At 40.1% G+C, this 18,150-nt stretch carries 13 protein-coding genes; 5 read left to right on the forward strand and 8 right to left on the reverse strand.

Annotated features, from left to right (window positions below; translation table 11 throughout):
• Positions 1-13 precede the first annotated feature (13 nt).
• Together rodA and AA650_RS03755 are read right to left on the reverse strand one after the other, a co-directional pair.
• Positions 14-1,327 (reverse strand): rod shape-determining protein RodA, encoded by a 1,314-nt coding sequence (gene rodA / locus AA650_RS03750; protein ID WP_053538014.1) that lies wholly within the window; start codon positions 1,325-1,327, stop codon positions 14-16.
• 153 nt (positions 1,328-1,480) lie between these two features.
• Positions 1,481-2,551 carry an Mrp/NBP35 family ATP-binding protein gene (locus AA650_RS03755; RefSeq protein WP_053538015.1) on the reverse strand — a complete coding sequence of 357 codons (1,071 nt, stop codon included), beginning with the start codon at positions 2,549-2,551 and terminating at the stop codon, positions 1,481-1,483.
• Positions 2,552-3,564: 1,013 nt separating this feature from the next.
• On the opposite strand from AA650_RS03755, the gene AA650_RS03760 reads away from it, so the two are divergent.
• Positions 3,565-5,013, forward strand: a complete 1,449-nt coding sequence (locus AA650_RS03760) for a glycoside hydrolase 100 family protein (protein WP_053538016.1) — start codon at positions 3,565-3,567, stop codon at positions 5,011-5,013.
• 347 nt (positions 5,014-5,360) lie between these two features.
• On the opposite strand, the gene AA650_RS03765 is transcribed toward AA650_RS03760, so the two are convergent.
• The 4 genes from AA650_RS03765 to AA650_RS03780 all read right to left on the reverse strand — a co-directional run bounded on the left by AA650_RS03765 (position 5,361) and on the right by AA650_RS03780 (position 10,868).
• Positions 5,361-6,179 carry a DUF2887 domain-containing protein gene (locus AA650_RS03765; protein ID WP_053538017.1) on the reverse strand — a complete coding sequence of 273 codons (819 nt, stop codon included), beginning with the start codon at positions 6,177-6,179 and terminating at the stop codon, positions 5,361-5,363.
• A 545-nt stretch (positions 6,180-6,724) separates the two neighbouring features.
• The gene (locus tag AA650_RS03770; RefSeq protein WP_053538018.1) at positions 6,725-8,605 is read right to left on the reverse strand and encodes an SUMF1/EgtB/PvdO family nonheme iron enzyme; all 1,881 of its coding nucleotides are present in this window, start codon (positions 8,603-8,605) and stop codon (positions 6,725-6,727) included.
• Between the two features lie 7 nt (positions 8,606-8,612).
• On the reverse strand, positions 8,613-9,008 hold the full coding sequence (locus AA650_RS03775; RefSeq protein WP_053538019.1) for a Pepco domain-containing protein: 396 nt from the start codon (positions 9,006-9,008) through the stop codon (positions 8,613-8,615).
• 618 nt (positions 9,009-9,626) lie between these two features.
• A complete protein-coding gene (locus AA650_RS03780; RefSeq protein WP_053538020.1) occupies positions 9,627-10,868 on the reverse strand; it encodes an RNA-guided endonuclease InsQ/TnpB family protein in 1,242 nt (413 codons plus the stop codon).
• Between the two features lie 57 nt (positions 10,869-10,925).
• Between AA650_RS03780 and AA650_RS27545 the strand changes: the two genes are divergently transcribed.
• The 3 genes from AA650_RS27545 to AA650_RS03790 all read left to right on the forward strand — a co-directional run bounded on the left by AA650_RS27545 (position 10,926) and on the right by AA650_RS03790 (position 13,193).
• A complete protein-coding gene (locus AA650_RS27545) occupies positions 10,926-11,075 on the forward strand; it encodes a hypothetical protein (protein WP_168637250.1) in 150 nt (49 codons plus the stop codon).
• 297 nt (positions 11,076-11,372) lie between these two features.
• Complete coding sequence (locus AA650_RS03785; RefSeq protein WP_053538021.1) at positions 11,373-12,713, forward strand: 16S rRNA (cytosine(967)-C(5))-methyltransferase; 1,341 nt, start codon at positions 11,373-11,375, stop codon at positions 12,711-12,713.
• A gap of 57 nt (positions 12,714-12,770) precedes the next feature.
• A complete protein-coding gene (locus AA650_RS03790; protein ID WP_053538022.1) occupies positions 12,771-13,193 on the forward strand; it encodes a TerB family tellurite resistance protein in 423 nt (140 codons plus the stop codon).
• Between the two features lie 241 nt (positions 13,194-13,434).
• On the opposite strand, the gene psb35 is transcribed toward AA650_RS03790, so the two are convergent.
• Both psb35 and AA650_RS03800 read right to left on the reverse strand, forming a co-directional pair.
• Positions 13,435-13,629: a photosystem II assembly protein Psb35 gene (gene psb35, locus AA650_RS03795; protein ID WP_053538023.1), complete on the reverse strand. Its 195-nt coding sequence runs from the start codon at positions 13,627-13,629 to the stop codon at positions 13,435-13,437.
• Between the two features lie 426 nt (positions 13,630-14,055).
• Positions 14,056-16,437: a penicillin-binding protein 1A gene (locus tag AA650_RS03800; RefSeq protein WP_081424134.1), complete on the reverse strand. Its 2,382-nt coding sequence runs from the start codon at positions 16,435-16,437 to the stop codon at positions 14,056-14,058.
• A 369-nt stretch (positions 16,438-16,806) separates the two neighbouring features.
• Between AA650_RS03800 and AA650_RS03805 the strand changes: the two genes are divergently transcribed.
• Entirely contained in the window at positions 16,807-17,826 is a 1,020-nt protein-coding gene (locus tag AA650_RS03805) for a transposase (RefSeq protein WP_053537527.1), read from the forward strand.
• Positions 17,827-18,150: the final 324 nt, after the last annotated feature.

Genomic DNA, 18,150 nt, shown 5'->3' on the forward strand with positions numbered 1-18,150 from the left:
TCCTGACTCCTCTTCAGTAATACTTCTGGCGTTGACGATAATTAGCTACAGATTCTACTATACCGATCGCAATAAAGTTAGTCAGCATTGCTGAACGTCCATAACTCATCCAAGGTAGGGGAATCCCCGCCACTGGTGCCAAACCAACTGTCATACCAACATTCACAATCAGTTGAAACACAATCATAGACAAAACACCTATAGCTAAAAGTGAACCGAAGTTATCTTTGGCTGTTTGAGCTACGTGAAGCAAGCGAAAGCAAATCAAGCAAAAAACTGATAGTAAAATTAAGCACCCCACCAGACCAAATTCTTCAGCAACAGCGGAGAAAATAAAATCTGTGTGTTGTTCAGGAACGAAATTGAGTTGAGTCATGGGACCTTTAAACAAACCCCAACCCCAAACTTCACCAGCGCCAATAGCAATGCGAGATTGAATCAGGTGATAACCAGCACCAAGAGGATCATGTTCAGGGTTAATAAATACACTAAGTCGGTTTTTTTGATACTCCTTTAAGATATGATTCCAGGCAAAAATGCCTAATTCGCCACCAAGCAGATTAAGACATAATGATCCAATAGCACCAATACCAAAACGCTTCCAGGGCAGACTAACCCAACCAACTATCCCCATCGCTACTGCCCATATTAAACCCAATATACTCAATGATATTTCTTTAGATAAAACTATGGGTGTTGATAATGGCCAAGATATACTAAATAAGATTGCTGCTATGACCGGAGAAATCATGAGTATTAACCAGCCGGGGTTAGCGTTTGCCCAGTACAGCATTCCTAAAAATATTGCTCCAAATACCAGTGATGTTGCCAAGTCTGGCTGTAAAAATACCAATGCCCAAGGTACAGCCGTAATTGCCAAGACACGGAAAACATTCTCAATAGTAGAAGCAGTTTGCTTATGTAACAACGCAGCTAAGGTAATGATTAGCCCTATTTTGGCAAATTCTGAGGGTTGGACATTAAAACCAGCAATACTAATCCAACGCTGTGCGCCTTTGGCACTAGTACCAGCGAGCATCACAGCTATTAAACTAAAGTTCGTTAGCCCGTAGGTGAACCAATGCCACTGCATTAAGTTTTCATAACGGCAACGAGCTAAAAACAAGGCAATAGTTGAACCAATCGCCGCTATCAGCCAGTGCCACCACCAGTCAGTTACAGGTTGCTTTAATTCTGTACTCAGAATCATTAGCCCCCCGAACATACTAACAGCAACGGGGAGGATAAATAGTAGCCCATCCATTTGTTGCCAGGGTTTAAGCCAGAATTGCCAACGCATTTTCGGGAACGAAGGTTTTAATAACATTGTGTGAGGAGGGAGTTGGGCAGGGGGTAGGGGGCAGGGGGAGTGGGGGAGTGGGGGGAGTGGGGGGAGTGGGGGGAGTGGGGGGAGTTGGGGAGAAATTTCTTCCTTCTGAACTCCTGATAGCGCAGCGTGGCGTTAGCCATACTCCTGATCTTATGTCAAAGCATTAACTGAAACTTTACCTGCTACAGTGAGAGCGATCGCCTTCAATGCTTTAGCAGCGGCTGAATTAGGTTCACCAATAACTATCGGCATACCACTATCACCCCCAATTCTGGTAGAAATTTCTAATGGTACACATCCTAACAGAGGAACTCCTAATTCTGCGGCTGTTTTTGAACCACCACCAGAACCAAAAATGTCATATTGCTTATCCGGTTGATCTGGGGGAATAAAATAGCTCATATTTTCCACAATTCCCAAAACTGGAACATTTAACTGCTGGAACATCCGCAACCCCTTCCGGGAATCCAACAAAGCTACCGTTTGTGGTGTAGTCACAATAACTGCCCCTGCCATTGGTACAGATTGGGCTAAAGTTAATTGAGCATCTCCAGTTCCTGGGGGCATATCCACAATTAAATAATCCAGTTCTCCCCATTCCACTTGATAAAGAAACTGACGAATCACACCATTCAGCATCGGACCGCGCCAAATTACTGGCTGATCTCGATCAATCAAAAAACCCATGGAAACAAGCTTGACACCATGATTAAACGCCGGTTCGAGAATGTCCCCTGCCTCTGTAGACCGGACATTAATTTTAGCATCACCCAAACCCAACATGGTAGGATCATTAGGTCCATAAATATCTGCATCTAATAAACCAACCTTAGCGCCAGCTTGTGCTAAAGCAACGGCAATATTTACGGCTACTGTACTCTTACCAACGCCACCTTTACCACTAGAAACAGCAATAATATTTTTGATCCCAGGTACACCGTTGCGGTCTGGTAAGCTTTTCTGCTGGGGTGTTTCCGCTGTTACTTCTATACTCACATCTGTAACACCAGGGAGCTTTTTAACAGCTTTTTGACAATCTTCGACAATAAACTCCCGTAAAGGACAAGCCGGAGTGGTCAACACCAAAGTGAAACTAACCTTGCCACCGTCAATTTTGACGTTGCGAATCATATTTAACTCTACCAGGCTTTTGCGAAGTTCTGGATCTTCTACTGGTCGCAACACTTCTAGGACTGCGTGGGAATCTAGGACATCATACATAGTGTGTTTACCGTTGCCGCTGACTATAAAGCTTAAAAAATTTTCATTGACAGATACTAGAATCTTAACTTTATTAGAGTAAGTAGGTGAACACAATAAAACCAAACTGTGTAAAGAAACGTATAATCGCCCAAACCCTCTTCACTCTTGCCTCTTGCCTCTTGCCTTTTGCCTTGCCATAACGACAATTTTCAACGCCAACCTACTTAGTTGTTTAGTTGTCAGTTCTGAGAAACCAGAATCCTGTAGGGGCAAACCCCCCGTGGTTGCCCCAACGGGTAGGCACGGGGGCGCTACCCCTACATTAAATCCAAATCTTTTATATAATTAATTTTGCCTGTGTACTTAATCAAGGATATCAAAAGTTGCAACTTAGGAAGGGCTAGTAAAATATATATCTATTGATCAGTATTAATCCCCCCCCCAATTTTTTTTAGGGACTTCCAATTAAAAAAATCCCCAAAAGTTTCTTGTGGTGCGGGCATCTTGCCCGCTAATTACCAAGGACAGGCAGGATGCCCATCCCACAAAATTGGGTAATTTATTTTTTGGTGATCCCTTAGCTGTTGATATTGCATATTCTGAAAAAACGTTATAACTTGTTAAGTTGTAGGGGAATAATTTATTTTGTCATCGCAATAGCCAATTGTTAATTAGGTAGATATACTATATTTAAGTGGTTCTACATACAGAAGAATCCACGTTTCTAGAAATTCAAAAAACTGTTAAATATGATGCAGTTTACAATACCTTTGCCATTTCTTATAGATTGGGTTGAGTGACAGTGTAACCCAACGCATTTATTGGATTATGGCTCTCAACGCCACCTACGAATCAAGGCTTTTTTCAGTTTGGCAAAGGTATTGAGTTTAATTTTGGTATTGACTGATATTTAGTATTTTGAATGAATTGATATTTGCTATTTCAAAGTTATGATGAAAATGGCATTAGAGAAGAATTAAAGGTGCATCTACTCCCAACAAGTATACTATCTAAATGGAGTTAGTCTGGTAATGCAACTAAACAAATTAGAGACAAGTAAAAATATAGAAAATGAAGCTTGGCTTGCATTAGAGAATTCAATTCTCTACTACAAAGGTCAGCCCGTTGGTACTGTAGCGGCTTATGATTCATCCGTCGAAGCATTAAATTATGACCAATGTTTTATCCGGGATTTTGTTTCCTCGGCGTTAATTTTTCTGATTAAAGGCAGAACAGATATTGTCAAGAATTTCCTAGAAGAAACATTAAAGTTACAGCCGAAAGAAAAGGCATTAGATGCCTATAAACCCGGTAGAGGATTAATTCCAGCTAGTTTTAAAGTCGTTTCTGCCAATGGGGAAGAGTTTTTAGAAGCTGATTTTGGTGAACACGCGATCGCCAGAGTCACACCTGTAGATTCTTGTTTATGGTGGTTAATTTTATTACGTGCTTATGTAGTTGCTACTCAAGATAATTCCCTGGCTTATCAACCAGAATTCCAAACAGGAATTAGGTTAATTATGGACATCTGTTTAGCTAATCGGTTTGATATGTACCCGACGCTATTAGTTCCTGATGGCGCTTGTATGATAGACAGACGCATGGGAATTTATGGACATCCTTTAGAAATTCAAGTTCTATTTTTTGCCGCTTTACGTGCAGCGCGAGAACTACTAATTTGTAAAGGTAATGAGGATATTGTCGAAGCAATTGATAACCGCTTACCTTTATTATGTGGTCATATTCGTCAGCATTACTGGATAGATATTAATCGTCTGAATGCAATTTATCGCTTTAAGGGTGAGGAATACGGAAAAACGGCGGTTAATCTTTTCAATATTTATGCCGATTCCTTACCTTATTATGAGTTAGATAAATGGCTACCGAAAAAAGGTGGTTATTTTGCCGGAAATGTCGGACCATCACAAATGGATACTCGGTTCTTCACCCTCGGAAATTTGATGGCTGTAATTTCTGACCTTTCCACAGAAGAACAGTCCCAAGCAATTATGAATTTGATTGAAAAACGATGGGATGATTTAGTCGGAGATATGCCCGTTAAAATCTGTTATCCGGCTTTACAAGGTGAAGAATATCGAGTCGTCACAGGATGTGACCCCAAAAATATACCTTGGTCATATCATAATGCTGGTAGCTGGCCTGTCTTAATGTGGATGTTAGCAGCAGCAGCGGTGAAAACAAAAAAACCACAGTTGGCAGAAAAAGCTATTGCAATTGCTAAAGTCAGATTATCGGAAGATGAATGGCCAGAATATTATGATGGAAAAAAAGGCAGATTAATTGGTAAACAAGCAAGAAAGTATCAAACTTGGACAATTGCTGGTTATTTATTAGCGCAGGAACTCATAGATAATCCTGATTATTTACCATTAATTAGTTTTGATAAGTTACCTCCAGATGTGGTTTCTAGAGCCTGTGAGTTTGAAGTTGGTGGGATAGATCCTTACATGAATCCTTAAACCTAATTTTATCTGAAAACCGTAGGGTGGTTTAGTTATGAAAAACAAGATCCCCGACTTCTTAGAGAAGTCGGGGATCTGACTCTTGCAATGTATCCCTACGGGACGCTAAGCTGTTACGCAGCTAAATTTGATAACCATAATTTACTTGAACTTTGTAGTGCGGGCATCTTGCCCGCTAGAATTAGAGACTTCCAAATAAAAAAATGTCCCAAAACTGATGCAGAAATTCTCTCTCTGTGTACTCTGTGCCTCTGTGGTTCGTTTCTTAGGATAATTTATTTCTTGGAAGTCTCTTATACAAACTAAATGCACAACAGCTTAGTGTTTGTGTACAGAATCATAGATTATTTATGAGATTTTAACCATTCTTCCAGGTCGGTAATGTCTATAAAGTCTAATAATGCTTCTCCCAGGTCTTCTAGTTGTTCTATTGTGAGGTTGCTGATAGTTTCGATGTAGTTACCACTCAATTTCCCAAATTGCTTGGATAATATACGCACCAATAAGTTTGTTGCTTCTTCCTGCTTTGCTTCTTGATATACCCTAGTTTGCTTAATATCACTAACTAAAAACATCGCTTCAATCTCCTGACGGCTTAATTGTGAAAATTTGGACAACAAAACAGTCTCTAACAATTCTATAATACCTTGTTTTTCTCTGTTATTATCAATCTCTGTCTTTGTTCTTGCCATGAGATTTTTGACTAATTCTGGTGCTTGGGTTTCTTTACTGACAATTAATTCAATTAACCCCACACCAATTGAACCAGGTGGTAGTTCATCTAAATAAATGCGTTTGATTCTCCCACTATCAATTAATTCTTGTTGGTAATTAGTTAATACTTCTACATCTAAACTCCGTTTAGCAAATAAAGCTACTGCTTGCCAATCTTGTACTGGTTTAAATTGATTGAGATAAATGTTTATTTCTGCTATTAATTCCCAATAAAAATCAAGTTTGGGTTGGAATTGCACTTCGACAAAATAGATGGGTTTTTCCAAACTATCTGGCATGAAAATACCATCAAATCGAAAGGCTTTTTCTTTAACTTCGACGGAAGTAAAATTATAACCTTGAGCATTTTCTATTGGTTGTCCGAGCAATTCAAACAATAGAGTGTGAAAAGTGAGAAAAATTTGATAAAATATTGTATCTGTGTGCATAGTTTATAATATTGAGCCAGTTAAGTCTTCGGTTTCCCTACCAAGCTAACTGGCTCGGTTTTATATTTGGATATAGTCACCCACATCACTGGGTTTGAGTTTGGACTCTCTGGTGTACGCTTGATAGAATCCCTCCTATCAACTCTGACTGTAGAGAGTGCTGGCGAGGAAGACCCGAACACAACACGAAAACCGAGATTATTGTCTTGATTACGCGCGTTGTTCCTGTTACGATTCGCCGAACGGCAATTGATAGCATTGTTGTACCAAGAACCGCCCCGTTTAATAACTCAACCCCAAGCTATGTGCCATACATACTAAGAAGTATAAGCAAGGATAGCCACCCTCAATTTACAATATCCGAATATTAATCAGCGATATCGTTTACAAGTCTTTATTGTCGGGTCAGAAATGATAACTTCGGTAAAAATAAACATTTCGATATCTGACGCACCCTACTAAATCAAAAAAATTTGATCGCCTGACGGCGAGGGGTAAGGGTAGAGAAGAAAGAGAAGAGCGCAAAAGCGCAAGAGGGTAAAGGGCTAAGAGAATCCTGGCGAGGAAGACCCGAACACAACACGAAAACCGAGATTAACGCCTTGATTACGCGCGCTGCCCCTGCTACGACTCGCCGAACGGCAATAGAAAGCATAGGTGTACCAAGAACCGCCCCGAAATATATAAGCGCGATTATCTTCTTCATTTACCTTCAATTCTCCCCAAACTTCATTACCATTACTTTTTAAACGCGCTGGTTTTTCGCTATAACTGTCGTGAAATTCATCCAAACACCATTCCCAGACGTTCCCGTGCATTTGATATAAGCCCCAGGGGTTAGGGGTGAAACTATCCACATTTACGGTACATTCTCGATATTTGCCCTTGGGGGTATCCGCATAAGGATAATTGCCGTTATAGTTAACTTGATCAGTTGTAATAGTCTTACCAAAAGCAAAGGCTGTAGTTGTTCCAGCCCGACAGGCATATTCCCATTCTGCCTCTGTGGGCAATCTGACAGCCCGCTTTGTTTGTTCAGATAGCTTTTCACAAAAAGCCTGGGCTTCGTGCCAGGAAACGCCAATTACAGGCTGCTTATCGCCTTGAAACTCGGAATTATATTGCTCACATGGCTTAGTTTTCATGACAGCGTACCATTGGGCATTGGTAACAGCATATTTGCCCATTAAAAACTCTTGCAGATACACCTCATGCTGGGGGGTAGACCAATCTAACCATTCTTCAGCCTCTTCACGCTCTACGTTATATTTCAGGGCATTTTCTAGGGCTATTTGGCGTTCCTCTGGGGGCATTCCCATCATAAACTTCCCTGCTGGCACACGAACCAGTTCTATGGTTAAGCCTTGACCTAAATTTACAGTCAACTCCTGGCGTTTTGCTGCTGCTATTTTCTGTCCCTGTTCCTCTGAAGAACCTCTCTCCAAACCTCTCTCCTGGGAGGAGAGAGGCTTTGATTTCTCCCCCTTCCCTGGTAGGGAAGGGGGTTGGGGGGTTAGGTTCTGCTTATTTGACAATCTCCCAAAGGCTGCAATGGCTTTCATATCCTGTCCACCTGCGGCCACGTTCACACGCACCCATAACTGAAAAGCTAAATCAAAATTTCCTTCAATTTCTGCTTGCATAGCATCTTCTCTCAGGGTGCTAATATCCCTGTCAGTGGCAGATTTAGGCAATAAAATATAATGCAATTTTGTAGCAGGTTCTATGGCAGCATAGGGAGTCTGAGGATAATTTTTATGCTTTTGGGTCAATTGGGGAACTTGATAGCGCAAATAGTTATACAACCGTTCAACCGTCGCGCAGTTGCTTTCACCTTGAATTTGCAACCCATTGAGTAAAACGTGAGTAAAAGCACCCTGTTGAATTTCCTCAATTTCGTAGGAAACCTGACTGGGACTACAGGAATAAAAGGTAATTACACCTTGCTGTTTTTCTTCACCAATTCCCAAACCAGCGCTTTTTTGACCAGTGCTGCGACAAGCATCAATAAACAACACTACATTATCCGCACCACTGCGCCGCAAACGTTCTGTGATGTAGGTAATGGGAATTGCTAAATTGGGTACAGTGCGAGGATTTCCATCTATGGGTAGTAAATAATCTCGTCCTTCGTGGGGCATCCCATGACCGCTAAAATAGAACCAGAGAGTATCCCCAGATTCTAAAAAAGGCTGTTCAAAGCGATCATTGAAAAAGCTGTTTAGTGTACCGTAGGTTGGTTGAGTTTTCTTTCCCAGGCTGTTGCGCGGTGAATCATCAGAGAAAAAATATAGATAGTTTGGTTGTACACCTAAACCAGTTGAAAAATAATCGCGCACCCGTTCTGCATCAGTTTTTGCATACTGGAGGCACTGAATTTCGTCATATTCGTTAACGCCAATGACAACAGCGCAATTCTTAGCCATATTGCGGTCAATTTACAGGTGATTGGGGTGATAAACGCTTAAATTTTAGCTCAATTGCGCCCTTACCAGCAGCCTTTACACCCGTACCCAGCAATTTAATTTCACCTTCACTACTAATTTCTACCGTGAGGGTAATTTCATCAAGCTGGAGTTCCCCTTGGGTTTCGACTTGCTTCTGAACATTACTAAACACACCACTGATTACTCCCACAAAGTGCGACATTTGCTTCGCTAAGGTGCCGGCTGTAATGCGACTGTTTTTTATTTCTTCATCCGTAACCGCAGGACTACTGTAAGGATTACCATTACCTCTAACAGCTTTCATCCCTTGTTTTGAAACATCATCAGAACTACTTGCGGTGACAATCCACAGTTCTTCATCTTGCCAGTTTTTGTCTATCATGTTACTTTCTCACACCTGCTGTGACAATTCTCGCACATAAGTAGGTGAACACAATAAAACCAAACTGTGTAAAGAAATGTAAAATCCCCCAAACCCTCTTCACTCTTGCCTTTTGCCTTTTGCCTCTTGCCTTGCCATAACGACGATTTTCAATGCTAACCTACTTAAGTGAAGTGTAATTTGTGATGAAGTTGTCTGAATCAGGATGTCCAGGATTTAAGGATGAACAGGATTAAGATGGGAATATTTTCAGGCGTTGCTGATTAAGGGTAAGCTGTTACGCAGCTAAATTTGATAACCATAATTTACTTGAACTTTGTAGTGCGGGCATCTTGCCCGCTAGAATTATACAAACTAAATGCACAACAGCTTATAAATTTTAGTCTCACGCAAAAGCGCAAAGACGCAAAGGTAAGATTTTTAAAGGTTCAATTTGGAAATTTCATACCTCAATTCAGCAACGCCTATTTTCAATAGGTGTTTTGATGATTTTGGTACATAAGTGTAATTTGTGATGGAGTTGTCTGAATCAGGATGTCCAGGATTTAAGGATGAACAGGATTAAGATAGGAACATTCAAAATATTTGACACTCCCCGCCATAAATGGACGGGGATTCTTAAGACCAAATAAATAATCTTAACGGCGATATCAATGCGCCTCTACTGATTCCACTAGAATTTAATCCTAGCTTTACCGCTACTTTTCTGAAAATATTAGCTGCACCGTTGCAATCTGCATTGATTTTTGTACCATCTTGAGAATGGTACAAACCCCGGCTAACTCTTCTTCCTGACTCTTTCCACCCTTCAGGTTTTGCACCGAATGTAGGTAGAAAATCATTGTCTAGAAACGATGTTTTTGAGGTATAAGATTCTTCAGTTTCAACGAACTTAATGCCGTATTGTTCACACAGTTGAGCAATGCGGTTTTTTAATCTTGCGGTAGGAACTTGGACAAATTTTTGATTAGTTTTAGAACCTAAATTTATAGAATCTTTTTGTCCAACGTTCCAGCCAAAAACGACAGTCCCAATTTTATGATCAATGCAATGGTTGATTACGATTCTAGCTGCTTTATTAGTAGCGTCCCTCATCCGGCGATTCCGCTTTTCAGTTATTGACGCTAATTGCTTAGACCAAAAACCTTGAAGTTGATTTTCTTTGAGAACCGAAACTCGTTTGTTGTACCATTGATTCACTGATTTTAACTTGCGTCCGTCAATCAGAAATGACGTACCAACGTTACTGACACAGGTTAGCCAGTTGTTCAACCCGTGATCAATTGATAAAACATTCTCAATATTTACGTCGGGCTTGTGAGAAGTTATTTTATAAATTAACTCCAAATAAAATTCATTATTCCTTGGCAGTATGCGGTATTCTTTGATGTCCTTATGCTCTAAATTAGAAGGCATGGGAACATAAAAAGCGTTAAGCCCAAACCAAACTTTCACCTTACTACCCATCGGAAATCTTAGCTTACCGTTCTTTAGTTTAATAGCTTGTCCAGGAAAAGTTACGAGATTTAATCCAGGTTTTCGGTATCCAGGTAGCTTAGGTTTTTGAGTGACTGTACCATTTTTAATCCCTTTCAAAAGTCCAATATAAGACTTGAACGATTCCGCCACAGTTGTTAAACATTGCTGTGCAGCTTGAGAATACATTGCCCCAAAATGTGAATTACTTGCTAACTCACGATGCAAGTCAAACTTACCAGGAATTTTACCCGTCTTAAAAAACAATTGTCTGGCATAATAAGTCCCACAATTAGCAAGTTTATTTGACTCCCCACATAAGAACTCAAGAACCGCTCCTAATTCATTGTTGGGACTGATTAGTATTTGCTGGCATCCATACATTGCGTTTTTCTCCCTTTGTCTTATAATAACACAATGTACTAACAACCGCAAGACATTATGAAAGATAAAACAGTATCAGTCCGACTCTCAGAACGCAGAAAACATAAGCTGTTTTTATATGCAGCGCAAAGAGAGAAAACAGTTACCGCATTGATAGAAGATTGGGTAGATAGCTTGAAACTCAAGGATAATATTGAAGGTGGTTAAAACCGCCCGTGTCGTTTTTCATCCCCTGTCTGAAGCACGAAAGACGGAACTAGCGTTCCTGTTTCTCAGGGGCTTTCAAACTTCCCGGTTTCCCTTGTAAATTAAGTAGTGAGACAGAATTAATTACACAATATTATTGCGTAAGCGTTGCGTGGCGTTAGCCATATGGAACGAAGTGAAATGAAGCAATCGCCAGGGTTGTGATTGCTTCCCTTCCCTCGCAATGACTGTAAATATTTTTGTCCAATTACTTAAGTGTACCAATTTCAACCAAAGTAAACAGGATGATTATCTTTCATGACCAATCCCCGCCAACTCGCCTTTATTGCTCTTAAAGAAGTACACAAAGGAGCTTATGCTGATGTTGCCCTAGACCGAGCGCTACAAAAATTTAAGTTACCCGACGCAGATCGCCGATTAATGACAGAATTAGTCTATGGGAGTGTGAGAAGACAACGCACTTTAGACGCTATTATTGACCAACTTGCTACAAAGAAAATTCAGCAACAACCAAAAGACCTTCGCACAATTTTACATCTGGGTTTTTATCAACTGCGTTATCAAGAAAGAATTCCCGTTTCTGCGGCTGTAAATACCACCGTCGAATTAGCAAAAGAAAATGGTTTTCCTGGTTTAACTGGGTTTGTCAATGGTTTATTACGTCAATATCTCCGACTTGCAGAAAAGTCATCAGAACCGCTAAAGTTACCAGAAAATCCAGTAGAAAGATTGGGAATATTACACAGTTTCCCTAATTGGATAATTGAGGTTTGGTTAAAAGAATTGGGTTTTGCAGAAACAGAAAAACTTTGTGCTTGGATGAATCAAACCCCAACAATTGATTTACGAGTAAATATCCTGCGTAGTTCTTTAGAAGAAGTAGAATCAGCTTTTGCATCTGCTGGTGTCTTAGTTAAACCTATTCCCCATTTACCCCAAGCTTTACGATTAATTGGTAATAACGGCGCAATTCAAAATTTACCTGGTTTTCATGAAGGTTGGTGGACTGTCCAAGATAGTAGCGCTCAATTAGTTGGTCATTTACTTGACCCTCAACCCGGTAATGTGGTGATTGATGTTTGTGCTGCACCAGGGGGGAAAACCACCCATATTGCTGAGTTAATGGGAGATAAAGGCAAAATTTGGGCTTGTGATAAAACTGCTTCCCGGTTACGGAAATTAAAAGAAAATGCTCAACGTCTAAATTTACAATCTATCGAAATTTGTTCAGGAGACAGCCGCAATTTACCGCAATTCTACAATTCGGCTGACCGTGTATTGCTTGATGCTCCTTGTTCGGGTTTGGGAACTATGCACCGTCACGCTGATGCGCGTTGGCGACAAACACCGGCTTCTGTTCAAGAACTTTCCCAATTACAAAAAGAATTTATATCACACAATGCAACTTTTGTCAAGACTGGTGGCGTTTTAGTTTATGCCACTTGTACACTGCATCCAGCGGAGAATGAACAGGTAATTTCGGAGTTTTTAGCCGCAAATCCCCATTGGCAAATTGAACCTCCCAGCTTTGATTTTGCCGATATTTCTCCCCTGGGGTGGTTGAAAGTCTGGCCTCACCAACAAGATATGGATGGTTTTTTTATGGTGCGCTTAAGAAAAACTAAGGATTCCGAGTGAATACCAATAGTGATTGTAAGATTTAATCAAAGCCCGAATCTACCAGAGGAGGCAGTGATGGTTAATCATTCTCATGTAAAAAACCTAGTAAAAATCCTAATTGGAGCAGCTTGGATTGATGGCAAAATCCAACCAGAAGAACGGCAATATCTGCGAGAAATAGCCCAAGTTAAAGGTTTAGCCAATGATCCAGAGATTAAACCTTGGTTGTATGAATTAGTGCCAGTCAAGCCAAATGAGTGTTACCAATGGGTCAAGGAATATTTAGGCGATCGCCCAACTCAGGAAGATTACGAGGATTTGATTGAAGCTATCAGTGGCTTAATTTACAGTGACGGTGATGTAGCCGTTGAAGAAGCAAGACTCCTCTCTCAATTGGAAGAGTTAAGCAAGTCTAGTGAATCTCACCCCAGTATCCATATAACTTTGCTCAAACAGATTAAAAAACTTTACCGTCGTTGGGTGGATGTACAGAATTAGGTAATGGGTAATGGGTAATGGGTAATGGGTAAGAGAACTCCACAAAAAAGATGAACTGCTTGCAGCAGCGCCTCGCTATCCAATCTTGTGGGATGGGCATCTTGCCTGTCCTTGTACTATTGGCAGGCAAGATGCCTGCACCACAAGAAATTTTGGGATATTTTTTTAATTGGAAGTCTCTAATGGGTAATGGGTAAAACATTCTTGCCAATGACCAATCACCAATCACCAATTACCGAATCTATTCCTTTTCTACCTTGGGGATAATGTCAGGGCGTTCCTTATTTTCCCAACCGGGGGGACGTTTGGAGTTGTACCAGGCAATTGAACCAATGGTGATAGCAGCGACAAAACCCACTACATACACCAAAGTAAAAGCTAGGGGAAAGTGATTTCCGGTATCTGGTACTTGGACTTGGAGCAATAAATAACTCATGACTATATTCGTCTAATGTAGGTTACACTTCTTAACAAAGTATAAACTGAGTTAATCACCTACATCTACCCCAGGAAAAATCTTTGCTGTTTCTAGGGAATAGGGAATAGGGAGTAGGGGAGCAGGGGGCGGGGGAGTAGGGGGAGTAGGGGGAGTAGGGGGAGTAGGGGAGTAGGGGGAGTAGGGGGAGTAGGGGAGTAGGGGGAGTAGGGGGAGTAGGGGAGTAGGGGGAGTAGGGGGAGTAGGGGAGTAGGGGGAGTAGGGGAGAAATTTCTTTCTTCTTTCTTCTTTCTTCTTTCTCCTGAACTCCTGAACTCCTGAACTCCTGAACTCCTGAACTCCTGAACTCCTGAACTCCTGAACTCCTGAACTCCTGAACTCCTGACTGGGCGCAGGACCTGCGCCCCTACCTCCTGACTCCTGATTTTAATTATTTCCTGAAGAATCGGGTTTAAGTCTTTCTCTCCAGGAAGGTTGTGATGATGAAGATCCTCCAGGACTCTTGTTTTCTGAAGATGATCTAGACGGTGCTGATTCTTGACTGCGGCTGCGTCGTGAACGAGGTGATTGGGAAGGGGAATCGCCATTGGATTCTTGACTGCGTCTGCGGCGGCGACGGGTAGAATAAGATGTATCATTATTCTCTTGACTATAGCGTCGTCTTCGTCTTGGCCGATTTTCTTCTGAATTTGATGAATCGTCTGATTGATTATATGTTCTTCTGCTTCTACGTCTGCGTCTAGTTGAGGAATCAGAATTATCGGTGTTGTCCTCATCTGATTTTTGATTATTATCATCAACCGACTTATAGATAAGTTTTCTTGGTTTAAGAGGTTGGGCTTTGATAGTACCTTTACGATTTTCTAAATTAGGTCGTCGGGGAAACTTTTCTACAGGCATTCCCTTGAGAGCTTCTGCCATAAATTCATGCCAAGCATAAGCTGCACTACCACTATTACCATAGGTAGGGGTGTTATCATCATTCCCTAACCACACCCCAGCCACTAACTGAGGAATATAACCAATAAACCATAAATCACGGGATTCATCAGTAGTACCTGTTTTGCCGGCAACTTGTCTATCATCTAATTGAGCCGCAGCACCAGTACCATCGGTGACAACATTTCTTAACATCCAGGTCATGATGGCACTGCTATCAGCATCTAGAACTTGTTTGGGTTTATATTTAGCTGACCAAATGACATCTCCTTCGCGGTTGAGGATGCGACGAATGCCATGAGATTCTACATAATTGCCTTGATTGGCGAATGTACCATAGGCGTTGGTCAATTCTAATAAGTTGACTTCATTAGAACCAAGCGCCAAGGAATAGTTAGGTTTGAGTTCTGACTTAATTCCCATGTCATGGGCCAGTTTAATGGTGGGTTCAAAACCTATTTCTATTATGACTTTTACCGCAATTGTATTGATGGATTTGGTGAGCGCGTCTCTGATGTTTAACCAACCGGAGAACTTGTTATGGGAGTTCTTTGGCTCATAACCATCTATTGATAAGGGTTCATCTAAATAACTATCATAGGGACTTTTACCAGTAGCGATCGCTGTAGCATAGACGAAACCCTTAAAGGTTGATCCTGGTTGTCGTTGGGCTTGGGTTACACGATTAAACTGGTTTTTACCAAAGTCTTTACCGCCGACCATTGCCTGAATTTCGCCACTCCCAGGCTCTATGGCCACCATAGCCGCTTGTTTAAAGTTTTGCCACCGTCCCTCATTTTTTAATATCTTGCCTACTGCGGCTTCTGCGGCTTTTTGCGAAGTTGGGTTTAAGGTTGTTTCTACTATTAAACCACCACTAGCCAAAACATCAGCGGCAACGTACTTTGGCAATTCCTTGTGAACGTAGGTTGTAAAGTAGGGAAAATCAACTTGTAACCGTTTAGGTAAACTGCTGTTAACTATTAATGCTTCCTCAGTCGCGGCTTGTTTTTGGGCGGGTGTAATGATGCCATCTTCCAGCATCCGCTGTAATACCAGATTACGCCGTTCTGTAGCTGTTTTCGGGTTTTTGTCGGGGGCGTAGACGTTAGGTGCAGGAGCTAAACCCGCCAAGGTAGCCATTTCTGATAAAGTCAGTTGATCAACGGATTTACTGAAGTATACCCAAGCGGCATCTCCCACGCCATAAGCCCCAGAACCTAAGTATACGAGATTGAGATAACGTTCGAGAATTTGGTCTTTAGTCAATTCTCGCTCTATTTTTTGGGATAGTCGGACTTCTTTAAGTTTACGCCAGAAGGTTTTTTCTGGTTTGAGGAAGAGAATTCGCGCTACCTGTTGAGTGATGGTACTACCACCTTCTACCACATTTTGCGATCGCAAGTTATTGATAACTGCTCTGGCAATTCCCTGGAGATCAAATCCATTGTGTTGATTAAATCTTCTATCTTCTGAAGCAATAAAAGCTTTCTTTAAAGTATCTGGTATTTGCTCTATTTTCAGTTGCTCTCTTGTAGCTTCTCCCTGCTGTTGTAGCACACTACCATCAGCAGCTTTAATCGTCAGTGTTTGCTCTCGTACCAATGCTCTGAGTGCGGACTGATCTGGTAAATTTTTATCTATTTCTAAGATTGTGTAATGGAAAGCAATGATCCCACTACTAACACCTAATCCTGCCCAAAACCAAAAACGACGATAAAAAGGTTTATCGCTGCTGGCTATTCTGGTCAAGATTCCAGATGATACCGTTGTCACCTGAGTTATTAACTGCTTTGCATTCACCTGCATTTTCGGTAGTAATTTTTCATTTGTGGACTTGTGATTTTGTTGATGATTACTCAATGGCAATAGCAGTTTCTCCTGTTTGGTTTGAGTGCAATATATTGGTGTTAATATAATATCCCATATAATGCCCCATAAAATATTAACTTAATTCAGTGTAAATATATGTTTTCTGCAAAGCCATATTATTGGTATTAATATTATTAATGACAATTAATTCATGCAATTATCGCATGAGAAAAGTCTGATAGGTGGTAAAAAATTTTTCTCAGTATATGCTGTAAACAAACTTTGCAGATACTCTCTGAATGGAAAATGTTAGGCTCTTACGTACTTATTATCCTAAGCAGAAGTGTTGAATGTTAGGAAAAGATTAAAAAAAAGTACCATAATTTGATACAATCTAAAAAAATCTAGATAAAGAATTATCAAATTATGCGCTTAAAGAATTTCCCAGAAGTGGTCAAAACAATATTGAAACCATTGCCCAAAAAAGATTATCCAGTTCTGGACACATTTTCATTTGTATCAGTGTGGTTACAGTATGTCATGGATAAAAGTATAGTGAGTATGAGAGATTTATTTCAAAGACTAAATAATCAAGGGATAGATTTAAAAATATCAAATTTTTCCAAGGCAAGTAAAAAGAGAGATACTCAAGTATTTTTGGAGATAATAACTGAATTAAACAATCAACTGAGAAAGAAAAAAGGAAAGGAAGAAACCCAAGCATTATTTCCTATAGATTCAACAATTATTACATTAACAAGTAAATTATTATGGAGTCAAGGATATCATCAAGTAAAACTATTTTGTGGGTTAGATAGTTTGACATCAGAAGTTGGTGGAATGGTGATTCATTTTGGGCAAGGACATGACCATAAATATGGACAAGAAACAGTAGAAGCAATTCCGTCAAAAGGAGTAGGGATAATGGATAGAGGATTTGCATCCTCCGAAAGAATATCTGAATTAAAACAACAAAAAAATAAAGCTTTTGTCTTAAGAATTAAAAATAATGTCACTTTAGAAATGCTAGAAAATGGTAATTGTAAAGTTGGCAAAGATGAAAGAGAAGTGGAAATTAGAGTAGTAGCATTTTGTGATATAGAAACTAAGAGTGAATTTCGTTTAGCAACAAACTTATTAAATGAAGGAGAAGAGCAAGTTAGTAATCAAGAGATTATGGAAATTTACATACAAAGATGGCAAATTGAATTGTTATGGAAATTCTTAAAAATGCACCTCAAGTTAGACAGACTTATGACAAAGAATGAGAATGGAATTAGAATTCAGATAATGTGCTGTTTAATCGCTTATTTGATATTGCAACTAATAGAAATACCGCAAGAATTTGGCAAAACTTTATTAGATAAACTCCGTTATCTTCAGTCCTATATGTGTCAGGAAATAAGTTATGTTCATTGGTTTAGAAAACTTATTTGGATAAGATGAAAAATAGCACTTATAGGCTAAGTTTATTTCAATATGTAAAGTTTTATTACGCTATTCAACATTTCTGTATCCTAAGTTACCAGTCGGTAATAGGGAACTCCTAATGGGGAACTCTTAACAGGGCAAAGAGCCAAAATTTTGCCATAATATTCAAAAATATCGCTTATGAGATTTCTTTGTTCAGATTTTGCATATTATGTACTCAAGAGCCAAATGTTACAAATCCCTGTAACATTAATGCGAACTGCCTACTAATATAGAAATTAAGAAAGTAGTTGGAGCCACCCTTAACTATAAGGGTAAAAATCAAACAACAATTAGGAA

This window comes from Anabaena sp. WA102, from assembly GCF_001277295.1.
Lineage (GTDB): Bacteria > Cyanobacteriota > Cyanobacteriia > Cyanobacteriales > Nostocaceae > Dolichospermum > Dolichospermum heterosporum.